The organism is Ruegeria sp. ABF4_144 (assembly GCF_056160045.1).
Genome location: NZ_JBSWWK010000001.1, coordinates 2,935,528 through 2,947,793 on the forward strand (window position 1 = coordinate 2,935,528; position 12,266 = coordinate 2,947,793).

General features: G+C 59.6%; 15 protein-coding genes, 1 other RNA gene and 1 riboswitch. Of the genes, 10 read left to right on the forward strand and 6 right to left on the reverse strand.

Features of this window, described 5'->3' with window-relative positions; all coding sequences use genetic code 11:
• Positions 1–134: 134 nt before the first annotated feature.
• Complete coding sequence (locus ACXAGD_RS14665; RefSeq protein ID WP_475211591.1) at positions 135–1,982, forward strand: bifunctional 2',3'-cyclic-nucleotide 2'-phosphodiesterase/3'-nucleotidase; 1,848 nt, start codon at positions 135–137, stop codon at positions 1,980–1,982.
• 39 nt (positions 1,983–2,021) lie between these two features.
• Positions 2,022–2,120, forward strand: an RNA gene (ffs, locus tag ACXAGD_RS14670) — signal recognition particle sRNA small type.
• Between the two features lie 39 nt (positions 2,121–2,159).
• On the opposite strand, the gene ACXAGD_RS14675 is transcribed toward ffs, so the two are convergent.
• Positions 2,160–3,017 carry an alpha/beta hydrolase family protein gene (locus ACXAGD_RS14675; RefSeq protein WP_475211592.1) on the reverse strand — a complete coding sequence of 286 codons (858 nt, stop codon included), beginning with the start codon at positions 3,015–3,017 and terminating at the stop codon, positions 2,160–2,162.
• A gap of 141 nt (positions 3,018–3,158) precedes the next feature.
• A riboswitch (cobalamin riboswitch) is annotated at positions 3,159–3,379 on the forward strand.
• A gap of 83 nt (positions 3,380–3,462) precedes the next feature.
• On the opposite strand from ACXAGD_RS14675, the gene ACXAGD_RS14680 reads away from it, so the two are divergent.
• On the forward strand, positions 3,463–3,870 hold the full coding sequence (locus tag ACXAGD_RS14680; RefSeq protein ID WP_475211593.1) for a hypothetical protein: 408 nt from the start codon (positions 3,463–3,465) through the stop codon (positions 3,868–3,870).
• 1 nt (position 3,871) lies between these two features.
• Here the strand turns inward: ACXAGD_RS14680 and ACXAGD_RS14685 are convergent, their stop codons facing one another.
• Complete coding sequence (locus ACXAGD_RS14685) at positions 3,872–4,375, reverse strand: protein-tyrosine phosphatase family protein (protein ID WP_475211594.1); 504 nt, start codon at positions 4,373–4,375, stop codon at positions 3,872–3,874.
• Between the two features lie 131 nt (positions 4,376–4,506).
• Between ACXAGD_RS14685 and ACXAGD_RS14690 the strand changes: the two genes are divergently transcribed.
• The 4 genes from ACXAGD_RS14690 to recR all read left to right on the forward strand — a co-directional run bounded on the left by ACXAGD_RS14690 (position 4,507) and on the right by recR (position 7,646).
• The gene (locus tag ACXAGD_RS14690; protein WP_475212604.1) at positions 4,507–6,258 is read left to right on the forward strand and encodes a DNA polymerase III subunit gamma/tau; all 1,752 of its coding nucleotides are present in this window, start codon (positions 4,507–4,509) and stop codon (positions 6,256–6,258) included.
• An 86-nt stretch (positions 6,259–6,344) separates the two neighbouring features.
• Positions 6,345–6,632 carry a hypothetical protein gene (locus tag ACXAGD_RS14695; protein WP_475211595.1) on the forward strand — a complete coding sequence of 96 codons (288 nt, stop codon included), beginning with the start codon at positions 6,345–6,347 and terminating at the stop codon, positions 6,630–6,632.
• An 11-nt stretch (positions 6,633–6,643) separates the two neighbouring features.
• Positions 6,644–6,988: a YbaB/EbfC family nucleoid-associated protein gene (locus ACXAGD_RS14700; protein ID WP_475211596.1), complete on the forward strand. Its 345-nt coding sequence runs from the start codon at positions 6,644–6,646 to the stop codon at positions 6,986–6,988.
• 64 nt (positions 6,989–7,052) lie between these two features.
• Entirely contained in the window at positions 7,053–7,646 is a 594-nt protein-coding gene (gene recR, locus ACXAGD_RS14705; protein WP_475211597.1) for a recombination mediator RecR, read from the forward strand.
• Positions 7,647–7,718: 72 nt separating this feature from the next.
• Here the strand turns inward: recR and ACXAGD_RS14710 are convergent, their stop codons facing one another.
• Positions 7,719–8,216, reverse strand: coding sequence for a lactoylglutathione lyase family protein (locus tag ACXAGD_RS14710; RefSeq protein ID WP_170335661.1), 498 nt, complete (start codon positions 8,214–8,216; stop codon positions 7,719–7,721).
• Between the two features lie 198 nt (positions 8,217–8,414).
• Between ACXAGD_RS14710 and ACXAGD_RS14715 the strand changes: the two genes are divergently transcribed.
• Positions 8,415–8,903 carry a hypothetical protein gene (locus tag ACXAGD_RS14715; protein ID WP_475211598.1) on the forward strand — a complete coding sequence of 163 codons (489 nt, stop codon included), beginning with the start codon at positions 8,415–8,417 and terminating at the stop codon, positions 8,901–8,903.
• Here the strand turns inward: ACXAGD_RS14715 and ACXAGD_RS14720 are convergent.
• Positions 8,900–9,541 (reverse strand): ribonuclease T2 family protein, encoded by a 642-nt coding sequence (locus ACXAGD_RS14720; protein ID WP_475211599.1) that lies wholly within the window; start codon positions 9,539–9,541, stop codon positions 8,900–8,902. The genes ACXAGD_RS14715 and ACXAGD_RS14720 overlap by 4 nt on opposite strands.
• 130 nt (positions 9,542–9,671) lie before the next feature.
• Here ACXAGD_RS14720 and ACXAGD_RS14725 point away from each other — a divergent pair, with 130 nt between their 5' ends.
• Both ACXAGD_RS14725 and ACXAGD_RS14730 read left to right on the forward strand, forming a co-directional pair.
• Complete coding sequence (locus ACXAGD_RS14725; RefSeq protein ID WP_475211600.1) at positions 9,672–10,433, forward strand: DUF1013 domain-containing protein; 762 nt, start codon at positions 9,672–9,674, stop codon at positions 10,431–10,433.
• Positions 10,434–10,485: 52 nt separating this feature from the next.
• Entirely contained in the window at positions 10,486–10,878 is a 393-nt protein-coding gene (locus ACXAGD_RS14730; protein ID WP_475211601.1) for a hypothetical protein, read from the forward strand.
• A gap of 38 nt (positions 10,879–10,916) precedes the next feature.
• On the opposite strand, the gene ACXAGD_RS14735 is transcribed toward ACXAGD_RS14730, so the two are convergent.
• Both ACXAGD_RS14735 and ACXAGD_RS14740 read right to left on the reverse strand, forming a co-directional pair.
• Positions 10,917–11,948 carry a permease gene (locus ACXAGD_RS14735; RefSeq protein WP_475211602.1) on the reverse strand — a complete coding sequence of 344 codons (1,032 nt, stop codon included), beginning with the start codon at positions 11,946–11,948 and terminating at the stop codon, positions 10,917–10,919.
• A complete protein-coding gene (locus ACXAGD_RS14740; RefSeq protein WP_475211603.1) occupies positions 11,941–12,249 on the reverse strand; it encodes an ArsR/SmtB family transcription factor in 309 nt (102 codons plus the stop codon). The genes ACXAGD_RS14735 and ACXAGD_RS14740 overlap by 8 nt, the downstream gene beginning before the upstream one ends.
• Between the last annotated feature and the right edge of the window lie 17 nt (positions 12,250–12,266).

Sequence of the window (12,266 nt, forward strand, 5' to 3'; positions counted from 1 at the left end):
GAAACCCGCGGCCGTCAAATGATCGCAGGCACGCCTTATATGTTGCATCTATTATACTTCTTGGGGAAAATGCTTAACATATAACTGCTAAAAGTAGAGATTTGTCACGCCCTGTTCCTCAGTCTCACCCTGTCTTGAAGATACGGATTTTGGCAACCTCCGATCTGCATATGAACCTGAGCGGATTCGACTATTACTCGGACGCCCCGGAACCCTCGATCGGGCTTACGCGTACCGCCAGCCTGATCCGGACCGCGCGGTACGAAGCGATGACAGCGGGCGCGCTGGTTCTGCTTTTCGACAACGGAGATTCTCTGCAGGGCACTCCGATCGGGGATTGGGCAGCGGAACAGACCAATGCGCCGCATATTCTGATGCAGGCCTTTGGGGAGCTTGGCTATGACGCCATCGGTTTGGGCAACCACGATTTCGGCTTTGGGCTGGAAGTTCTGGACCGTATTCTGGCCGATGCCCCCTGCCCGGTGTTGTGCAGCAATGCGCACAGGCAAAAGACCAACCCTTTTTGGAAAAGCCATGAAATTCTGACCCGCAGGGCGCTGTATCAGGGCCAGCAGGCCACGCTGAAAATCGGTGTATTTTCGGTCCTACCCCCACAGACCGCAAAGTGGGAGTCGCACAGGCTGCAAGGCAAAATCGTCATGGACGACATGCTAACCTGCGCCCGCAACAAGGTGCGTGACCTGCAAGCAGAGGGGTGTGATCTGATCCTGACGCTGGCGCATACAGGGTTGGGATCACCCAATGCAGAACCCGACATGGAAAATGCGATCATCCCAATGGCTGCCATCGACGGCATTGACGCCGTGATCGCGGGGCATTCCCACTTGACGCTTCCCGGCCCTGCTCATGAGGGGTTGGACCATGTCGACGCCATCCGGGGGCGGGTCCACGGAAAACCGGTGGTCATGCCGGGCCCGGCCGGGTCAAATCTGGGGGTGATCGACCTCATTCTAAACAGGGCATATGACGGAACTTGGGCCATTCAGGATCACAGCGCCGAATTGCGCTCGGTCTGCCCAGTCGGCACTGACGGCTTGGTCCAGCCGGTTGCAGAAGATCCTGAATTGCTGCGCGTGTTCACCAAAGGCCATTCGGAAACACGCCGTCACGCTGCACAGCCCATGGGGCGAACAGACCGGCATCTGCACAGCTATTTCAGCTTTTGCGCCCCGGACAGGGGGCTTGCATTGGTTGCCGCAGCACAGGCAGCGGCCCTGCGTCCACATCTGCAAGGAACGCCCTTAGCAGAGCTGCCTCTTCTATCCGCGGTGGCTCCTTCAAAGTTCGGAGGGCGCGCCGGGCCGCGCTTTTACACGGATGTGCCACCGGGGCAGGTATTCCTGCGTCACATCAACGATCTGTACGTATTTCCCAACGAATTGCAGGCTGTGGTCGTGAATGGCGCGCAGATCAGCGATTGGCTGGAAATGTCGGTATGCGTTTTCAATCAGATTAAGCCAGACTTTGAAACCGATCTGGTCGACCCCAGCCGTGCCGGTCATAACTTCGACGTTCTCCAGGGGCTAAGTTATCAGATCGACCTCTCGCAGCCTTCGCGCTTTGACGATTTAGGGCGCCTGACCAATCTTGCGCATCGCCGCATTCACGATATCCGATTCGAGGGGCGCCCCGTGGCCGCTGACCAGCGCTTTGTCGTTGCGCTGAACAATTACCGTGCCAACGGAGGGGGACATTTCCCCTTTGTCGACCACGCCGAGCCGGTCGCGCTGCCTGCTCAGCCCGTCCAGCAGATTTTGCAGAATTACCTGTCGGGTGCCCTGCCCCGGGATTCGATGGCAAACGCCCCCCGCGCCTTTCGCTTTAAGCCGTTGCCGGGGGCGACAGCTCTGCTCAGGACCGGTCCGAAGGCCCGCGATCACATTGCCGAGCTTGAGGAATACGCCCCACAGCTGGTCAGAGAGGACGATGACGGCTTTTTGCTGATCCGTTTGACGCTCTGACGGGTTGTCTTTTCCGCGCCTGTTGCCTATATCGACCGATGAGAGGTTGGCGCGGGCGAGCGCCTCGCCAACCTGGTCAGGTCCGGAAGGAAGCAGCCACAACGAGCCCCGCTTGGGTCGATGTCCAACCTCTCACTTCTTCCCTTCAGTGCATGTAAATCGCCGGAACAGGCGATGTCATGCGATCAACCGTGGCCAGAGGGCGGCATTGCGGCGGGCGAAGGCACCGATATGCCCCACGTCCGGCAGGCAGAACTCATCTGGAGACAACAGGTGACGGCGCGCATGCGGCCCATACAGGTCTGCCAACCGCCAGACTGCTGCGGGCGGTACAAGATCGTCGTCTTCGAAAGTGAACAGGTCGACGGGTGTCTCTGACTGCGCCCAGCGGGCCTCGGGCAGAGTTACCCCAATCTCGGGCAAGTAGTTTTGCGGAGCGGTACACCACCGCCGCCACTGCCAATAGACGCTTGCAGGCAAGTCAGCTCCGAATCCCAGCGCCTTTCCCGGAAGGTACCCAAGTGCTTTCACCGCCACGGGCGCGTGACCGTACCAGAACAGCAAAGCCAACGCTCGGTAAGGCCAAGGGTGGTCTGACACCGTTACTGGACCAGCGCAGACGCAAATCATGCGGTCGATCTGATCGATATCCGGTTGAATCGGCCCCAACATCCCGCCGACAGAATGACCGATGCTCCATTGCTGCGCGTCAGGGAACCTGCGGCGCATCTCCGCCCGGGCCGCAGGCATGTCGATCAAGGCCCAATCGGCCATTTTAATCTGCGATGCTTTCAACGGCCCGCTTAAAGAATGGCCAAAATCACTGTAGTCATAGGTCAGACAGGCCATTCCCTGCACCTCGGCCAGCCAACGTGCAAAATGCCGATAGTAGTCCCTGGGCACGCCGGTTGCGCCGTGAATGACCACGGCAACCCTGGGTGCCGAAGCGGGCAGGTACAGGCGCGCAGACAGACTGCCCGCGCCAGAGGGAAACTGGAAGTCCTCGGTTGATACAGCTTGTGCAGCGTCCAGCATAGTACGGCCTCCAGATTTTGAACCGATTGGTTCACTTTCTCCAGTCCGCCTTGTTTCCACCCACAAGTCAACAGCGCCCTTGCATGACCACACGTCCGCTTGTCCGCGCAATTTGCCCGCTTGACTCAGGTCGCCCACACCCGCTAGCGATGACGCGATGGTTCTCGACCCAGATCTTGGGGCGGGATGAAAAGGGAACACGGTGCGGTTCTGCCCGGCAATGCCGGAACGAACCAAGGCCGAGACTGCCCCCGCAACTGTAAGCGGTGAGCAATGCCGGGATACCACTGGCCGAAAGGCTGGGAAGGTCGGCAACGCGTAGACCCGCAAGTCAGGAGACCTGCCATCGAACCAAAACCGAAACTCGGGCGGGGTGTCCGGGGCAGGTCGTCGGCACGCTGTCACACCTGTTCTACGCCCCCGTTCTGCGCGCGGAGGGCGCATCATGATCTGGAAGACCAAAACACACGAATTCTCGGCCACTGTTTGCCAGCGCACCGGAAAAACCTGCCCGGCATTGGCACAAGTCGCGCGCGTCATCACCCAGGCGATTGAGACCGCTGCACCTGCCACAACACCAAATTTCCAGGTCGAAGGCAGCAGCGAGCTGACCCATTGCCCGGAAGGCTGTACCGCCCGCTTTCGCGCGCGTCAGGATCAGATTCGAGTCTTTTGCGGCGCGGAGCCCGATGTCTCTACCGATTCACTTGATAGCTATGCAGACATGATGTTCACGGATGTGTTCAGCTCTTTGCCCGCCGATGTCCTGGCCCACCCACCCTACGCGATGCTTGAGGTTTCGACGCTGGCTCAAAGCCCGGTTGCACTACCAGAACAGCACGCGGCGCTCTGAGTTAATTGTTCCGTCGGGCGCTGGCCGCCTGCGCTGCCCAGTCCAACTGACCGTCGGTTTCAACGGCGCAGGGCCGTACGGCACGCAGACGTCTCAGCGCCACCTCGGGGCGTTCACCGTGTTCTACCATAAGGCGCAAGGCAACCATCCCGGACCGGCCACAACCGCCCCGGCAATGCACCAGCACGCGGCCAGCACGGGCCAGAACCTGTGCCGCAGCCGCGCTAACGTCGGACCACGCGGCCTGAACCTCAGGCGGCGGCGCGCCAAAATCCGTGACCGGCAGATGGGCCCACGCGATTGCAGCGGCGCACAGGTCATCGCCGAATCCGGAGGCACCCTCCTGTAGCATCTCGCCCTCTGTGGTCATGGAAATCACCAGGTCGGGCTGCCAGTCGCGGATAACGTGAAAGTCCTGAGCGTAATTTCCCGCGCGCCCCGGCAATGGCGACAGGGCGACCGTACCGTTCCCTACCTGCACCGGATGAATTGCAAACAGTCTCACCAGATGGCCCTCCTTGATACGTGCTTAAGGTACATAAACTGCGACGCAAACAGAAATTCGCCAAGCGGGATGTGGACGCGGGCGGCGGGGGTCTCTACGCTGCATCGGAACCCGAATCCGACAGAGCAGACATGAACGACACGCCCAGCCCCGCCTATCAGGTTCTTGCCCGCAAATACCGCCCCGAAACCTTTGCCGACCTAGTGGGTCAGGACGCGATGGTGCGCACGCTGAAAAACGCGTTCGAAGCCGACCGGATCGCGCAGGCCTTTATCATGACCGGCATTCGCGGCACCGGCAAAACCACCACGGCGCGGATTATCGCCAAGGGCATGAACTGCATCGGCCCCGATGGCGAAGGCAAGCCTACCACAGAACCCTGCGGTCAGTGCGAGCATTGCGTGGCCATCATGGAAGGCCGCCATGTCGACGTGATGGAGATGGACGCCGCCAGCCGCACCGGCGTGAACGACATTCGCGAGATCATCGACAGCGTCCGCTATCGTGCTGCCAGTGCGCGCTACAAGATATACATCATCGACGAGGTCCACATGCTGTCGACCAGCGCCTTCAACGCGCTGCTGAAGACGCTTGAGGAACCGCCCGAGCATGTGAAGTTCATCTTCGCCACAACCGAGATTCGCAAAGTCCCTGTGACGGTTCTATCGCGCTGTCAGCGGTTCGACCTGCGCCGGATCGAACCCGAGGACATGATCGGCCTGCTCAGCAAGATCGCAGCGGCCGAGAATGCCCAGATCGCCGATGACGCGCTGGCCTTGATCACCCGCGCCGCCGAAGGCTCAGCGCGGGATGCGACCTCTCTGCTGGATCAGGCGATCTCGCACGGGGCCGGGGAAACCAGCGCCGATCAGGTGCGTGCGATGCTGGGCCTGGCCGATCGCGGGCGGGTGCTGGACCTGATGGACATGATCCTGCGCGGGGACGCGGCAGGCGCGCTAACTGAACTGAGCGCACAATATGCCGAGGGCGCCGACCCACTGGCCGTTCTGCGCGATCTGGCCGAGATCACTCACTGGGTCTCGGTCGTGAAAATCACCCCGAATGCGGCCGAAGACCCGACGGTTTCGCCGGATGAGCGCGCCCGTGGGCAACAGATGTCCGAAGCCCTGCCGATGCGGGTTCTGACTCGGATGTGGCAGATGCTGCTGAAAGCGCTGGAAGAAGTCTCGGCCGCGCCAAATGCGATGATGGCCGCCGAAATGGCCGTGATCCGCCTGACCCATGTGGCCGACCTGCCCAGCCCGGAGGAACTGATCAAGCGGCTACAGGATGCACCTCCACCCCCGCCGAACGGCGGCCCCGGAGGCGGCATGGCCGTACCGTCCCATGCGCCTGCACAGCCAGCTCCTGCTTCGTATACCACAACAGCGCGCGGCCCTGCTGGCGCACCCACCGCCGCGCTGGCCCAAGACACCCAAGCAGCCCTTGCGCGCTATCCTAGCTTTGACCATGTCGTGGAACTGATCCGCACAAACCGCGACGTGAAACTGTTGGTCGAAGTTGAAAATGGCGTCCGCCTCGTATCCTACCAACCCGGCCGGATCGAGTTCACACCGACGGATAACGCCCCCACCGATCTGGCCGCCCGGATCGGTTCGGCACTACAGCGGTGGACCGGAAACCGCTGGGCGGTGTCCATCGTCGCCGATGGGGAAGCGGCAACCATCGCCGAGGTCCGTGACGCAGCTGATCTGGCATTGAAGGCGCAGGCCGAGCAGCACCCTTTGGTGCAGGCCGTCCTGATGCAGTTTCCCAAAGCGCGCATTAAACGGATTGAGACACCGGAAGAACGCGCTGCCAAGGTCGAAACCGAAGCCCTGCCCGAGGTGGAAGACGAATGGGATCCCTTCGAGGAGGATTGATCCTCTCTTTTGCAGCTTCAAGTGCGATGGCCGAAGTATGCGATAAAGAAAGACCGCTATGGGACCCGACGTCAGGACCTGCGTCCATGCTTGACGAGTTCGTAGCACTGGCCCTCAACCCGTTGATCGTAGTTCTTGTAAGTCTCAGCCTGATCGCGATCACAGGAAATCGACGTGTTATCAAATGGGTGATCGCCGCGCTGTGGTTCCTTGCTGCCATTGTGGTTAGCGGGGATTATTATGGCCCCGTATTGGACGATGTCAGATGGGAAGCAATGCGCGAAGGTTGCATTGGATCTCCCCTCTTGTTCCTTGGGCTGGCAATTGCGATATGTGCCACACTCATTCACGGCGCTCTGCGCCCCCGCAATTAGGAGAAAGAACAATGCTCAAAGGACTCGGCGGTCTGGGCGATATGGCCAAGATGATGAAATCAGCGCAGGATTTGCAGGCCAAAATGACGGATATGCAGGAAGAGCTAAACAACCTGATGGTTGTCGGCGAATCCGGCGCAGGTCTGGTCAAAGCGACCGCCACTGCCAAGGGTGAGCTCAAAGGTCTGGACATCGACCCGTCGATCTTCAATGGCGACGACAAGGAAGTGGTCGAAGACCTGATCCTGGCCGCCATCAAAGACGCGCAGACCAAAGCAGCCGAGCGTTCTCAGGCCGAGATGGCAAAACTGACCGAAAGCATGGGTCTGCCCGCAGACATCAAACTGCCGTTCTGATAGACACTCCTGACGGAAAACCGGCCGGGCACCCCTGCCCGGCCCTTTTGCAGGAACATTCGCGGTGAGCTCGAACAGCGATATCGACAACCTGATTGACCTGATGGCCAAGCTGCCGGGCCTCGGGCCCCGCTCGGCCCGTCGCGCCGTACTGCACCTGGTCCGCAAACGCGCCCTATTGCTGACACCGCTATCTGACGCGATGCAGCAGGTTGCCGTCACCGCCCGAGAATGCCTGAACTGCGGCAACGTGGGCACCACCGATATCTGTGACATCTGCAACAGCGAGGACCGCGCAACCGGAGAGTTGTGCGTGGTCGAAGACGTCGCCGACCTCTGGGCGATGGAGCGCGCAGGCGTGTTCAAAGGCCGCTATCACGTGCTGGGCGGTACGTTGTCGGCGCTGGACGGCGTCGGCCCGGACGAGTTGCGCATTCCCCGACTGAAAGATCGGGTCATGGCCGAAGGGATTACCGAGATCATCCTCGCGCTGAATGCCACAGTCGACGGCCAGACCACGGCGCACTACATCGCCGATCAGTTGGAAGGGCAGGTTCGCCTGACTTCACTGGCGCAAGGCGTGCCTATTGGCGGCGAACTGGATTATCTGGATGACGGGACGATTACGGCGGCGCTAAGAGCCCGAAAAGAGCTCTGAGTACCGCGATACGACGTCAACCAGAACACGCTGTTGCCTGTTCCAGTTTCACACCGGAACCTGCCCAGTTTGTCAGGTGTAAGCACCAGACGAATAGGTCAATTCATAAGAGTGGCTGTAAATCTCGAAGACAATGCCAAAGGGGTCTTCAACGTAGACCATACGGTATGGTTTCTCTCCGGGGTAATAGTATCGGATCGGCATCCGCTGTTTGCCACCTGCGGCCACGATTTTTTCTACAAGGCCTTCGACATCCGGGTCCTGAACGCAAAAATGGAACGTACCATTCTGGCGAAAATCGATATTGTTTTCAGGTACGTAATTCCCGTGAAACTCGAAAAGCTCGAACCCGATCCGATCAGCGGTAGCGAGATGCGCAATACGTAGTTTTTTCCATTCCGGGCCAAACACATCAGTGCACATGACACCGATATCCGTGTCATCCTCTACTACGTCCGTCGGTGGCATGATTACGTAAAAACCAAGGACTTCTGAGTAGAACTTTACGGCCTCGTCAACGTTTGGGACGGACAATCCGATATGAGAGAATGTTCTTGGATGTTGCGGCATGGCGCGCTCCTTAACTTTATGGAGCGAAAACTATTCTGCCGCAGCCGAGTTTCAAGCGCTCGCCCGGCGAGACATAGCCGGGTTCCGCAATACACATAGGTCTTTGTTCGCGGCCACATCAATCAAGAACGGCCTTTGCCTCATGCACGCAGCGTGTACTATGTCTGTGACCTTATCCATTTGATATTGGGAACAGTTATGAAACGCCTTTTCGCCCTAACGCTGGCCGCCTTTACAGCAACCGCCGCTTTTTCGCAGGAACTCATCGACAAGGGCTTTGTTGAGGGCTGGAACATCATGATGGATCCCGCGCTGGGCAACGGCTGTCTGATCCAGACCATCTATCAGGACCTCTCGGTCGTGCGTATCGGCTATGATGCGTTGGACAATCGCGGATACTTCGCCGTCTACAACAAAGCCTGGGGCGATATCGAACAAGGTAAAAGCTATCCGATCCGGTTCGAGCTGGACGGCAAGAGCTTTGACGCCACCGCCATTGGGTTCAATCAGCGCGATGTGCCGGGGGCGACCGTGTTTTTCACCGACCGGGGTTTCGTCCAAGCGATTGCGCAGAACAAAACGATGACCGTCTACAACCCGGCGGGCGAAGTGGTGATGGCGATTGATCTCAAAGGCACTGCCAAAGCGTTGGAATATGCCCGCGAATGCCAGAACCGAGAGCTTTAACGAATCGGATCGAACAGCGCGTCCTTGGCTGTGCAGTCGCGGATCACATCCCGCCCGCAAGGCACCGGTTCAAGGTCACGCGACAGGCACAGGCGTACCTCTTCGATGTAGCCCTGTTTGCAGGTGATGGTGATCATGTCGCGTTCCAGCGCAGGGTTGGCCTTTAGGAATGCGTCTTCCACCACCGAAGCGGGCAGTTTGACCGACGCGTCCAGCTTACGGAACACCTGCGGACGCTCGACCTGCGCATAAGCCTGCCGCGACAACGCATAGTAGTCCGATGCGGAAAGGCCGGAACAGGTGCCGTGCTTCTTCCACTGATGCCACGCAAGGCCAGATGATCCTTGGATATCGGCCATGTCGCGGGTCATGGCACGAGACGGTGGTGCCTCGGGTGTGCGGCAGTAGGCAGGCCAGCCCTGATGATATTGCGGCCAAAGCCCGTGCAAAATCCAGCCGTGGTCATGACGCGCATCGCATTGGTCCGAACCACGTGCATCCCCTTCGCGGGCGCACCAGTTGGGCGACCAGCTGAGCGACAGAACGTAGTAGTCGAACTCCCCCGCCTTTTCGCCATCGGCCAGCGCCGCGATCACGCTCAACACCCACAAAACCAGCCCCAAAACCGCCCAGCGCATTCGCCTCTTCCCTTCTTGCCTTGGCGCGACTATATACGGGCCAAGTTCCCCGACAACGGAAACCTGCCCCAAGACCACGGGGCCGCCGAATTCCGGCGACGGGACAGATGTATTTATAGGAGACGGGCTGATGGCAAAACCGCTTATGGCCAAGGCAACAGCCGTATGGCTGGTGGACAACACCACGATCAGCTTCAAGCAGATCGCGGATTTCGTGGGCATGCACGAACTGGAAGTGCAGGGCATCGCAGACGGTGACGTGGCCGCGGGCGTCAAAGGGTTCGACCCCATCGCCAACAACCAGCTGACCCAGGAAGAGATCGACTCGGCGCAGAACAACCCGCTGCACAAGCTGAAGCTGAAGTTCAACGCCGCTGCTGCCGGTGAGGAAAAGCGCCGTGGCCCGCGTTACACGCCGCTGTCCAAACGTCAGGACCGTCCGAACTCGATCCTGTGGTTGGTCAAGTTCCACCCCGAACTCAGCGATGGTCAGATTGCCAAGCTGGTCGGCACAACCAAGCCCACCATCCAGTCGATCCGCGAGCGAACCCACTGGAACATCGCCAATATGCAGCCGATCGACCCGGTCGCACTGGGCCTTTGTAAACAGTCCGAATTGGACGCAATCGTTCAGAAAGCCGCTGCCAAAAAAGCTGCCGAAGGTGGCGTCATGAGCGATGACGAACGCCGTAAACTGGTTTCGACTGAGCAGTCGCTGGAAATGGACGCTGCGCCGAAGATCCCGACCGCGATCGAAGGCCTTGAGACCTTCTCGCTGTCCGATGAGCCCGAAGCCGAAAAAGACGACGAACCGATCATTGACGCAGACAGCTTCTTCAACCTGCCCAAGGGTGGGGCCGACGAAGAAGACGAAGACGATCTGCGCCCCTAATGCTCAGATAGCCCCGGTCTGAACGGACCGGGGCTTTTTTCTCGGAAAACCTATGCTGACCTTCCTGTCCAAGATCTTTGGCCCACATCGCGCCGTTTCGATCTATGCTTTTCTGAAAACCTGGGGCCTGCTGGTGGTGGCAGTTATTGGCACCATCTCCATCGCTACCGCGCTGCTTGTTCTTAATGACGATGGCGCGCACGAACATGACTCGTTCATAACCGTTGCGGTCCTGTCGGCTACCCCGGTGAACGGCGACCTCAAAAACGGTGTCATCGCCTCGGTGCGCTTGCCGGACGGGTCGGCCACATCGATCAATGAACCCAAAGAACATGTTGCCCGCACCGTCGGCACCACTGCCTGTGTCGAAAAACGCGTCTACGTAGACAGCGGTGAGGCACGGTATCGCTTCAAACTGCCGAGCCTGTGCGAGGCCAACCAATAAGCAAAACCGCCCGGTGGTTTCACCGGGCGGTTTTTCCTTTAGATCATCTGAAACAGGATTCCCGCGATGATCGCACCTGTGATCCCCAGCCCCAGATAGGTGGCAAAGACACGAGGTTTGACCAGCGACCAAACCGCCGCCATTGCCGGGATTGAGCTGACCGCGCCTGCGACCATGAAGGACATCGCCGCACCCGCGCTCATCCCCTGTTCCGTCAGCCCTGCCAGCAGCGGCGGCGCGACGTACGAGTTCAGATAGGCTGGCATCCCGACCAGCGCGGCAATCACGATGGGCACGACACCTTCACCACCGACCACGCGGGCGATCAGGTCCGCCGGCACATAGCTGACCAACAGCGCTTCGAGCACATAGGCCAGTGCCAACCACTTCAGAAGGAACAGCCCGTTGTGCACGAATTCAGTGCGGAATCGCTGGCGGCGTTCGGGTTCCTGCCAGAAGCGCCAGACCGGTTTGTCGTCCTGTTTCGGACCGCACCCGCAGCACCCGGCCGGTTTGTATTCGCGCAACGGTTGCGCAAATGCCCCCGAGCGCATCAGGCCACGCACGACGAAGCCTCCGAACAGACCCAGCGCGACGGCTGCGACGGCTTTGCCGATGGCAAACGGCCAGCCCAGCGCGCCTGCTGTGATCAGCAAGGTCGGCGGGTCGATCAGCGGAGAGCTCAGCCAAAACGCCATCACTGCAGACAGCGGTGCACCCAGTGCCAACAGACCGGCAATGAACGGAATGACCTCACAGGAACAGAACGGAGCCAACCCGCCGAAAAGCGCCGCAAGGAAGATCATTCGCGTTTCGCGCCCTTCAAAGGCGCGGGCAACCATAACTTCGGCCCCGGTCGCCTTGAGGTAAGACAGCAGCAGAACGGCAAACAGGATGTACTGACCGGTATGCGCCAGCGCCTTGCCGGCAAAGGTCACGACCTCAGTCCAGTTGCCGGGGTCCAGAACGGCGACAGCCACCAGGATCGCCACGATCAACGCCCAGGGGGTCTTGATCAAATCAAGGGCGGTTTTGGCCGAAACCTTTGGGTTTTGTGTCAACTCAACCATCGTTCGCGGCCTTTCCCACTTCGTCTGCGCAGCATTCGGCAAGGATGAACTGCGCCAGATTTCTCAATTCGTCATAGCAGGCACGATTGATCGTGTTGCGCCCAACTTTCTCTTGCTCGACGACGCCGCCCGCAGCCAAAAATCGAAGGTGATGCGCCAGAGTTGACGGGGCGATCCCCGTCCTCTCTTGTATCTCGCCAACCGTCAGGCCAGCTTGCCCAGCCCGGACCAGAGTCTTCAGAACCTTCAGCCGGGCCTCGGATCCCATAGCCGAAAATCCTGCTGCAGCGGTTTCCCACATCTCGCTTACTCCATTAA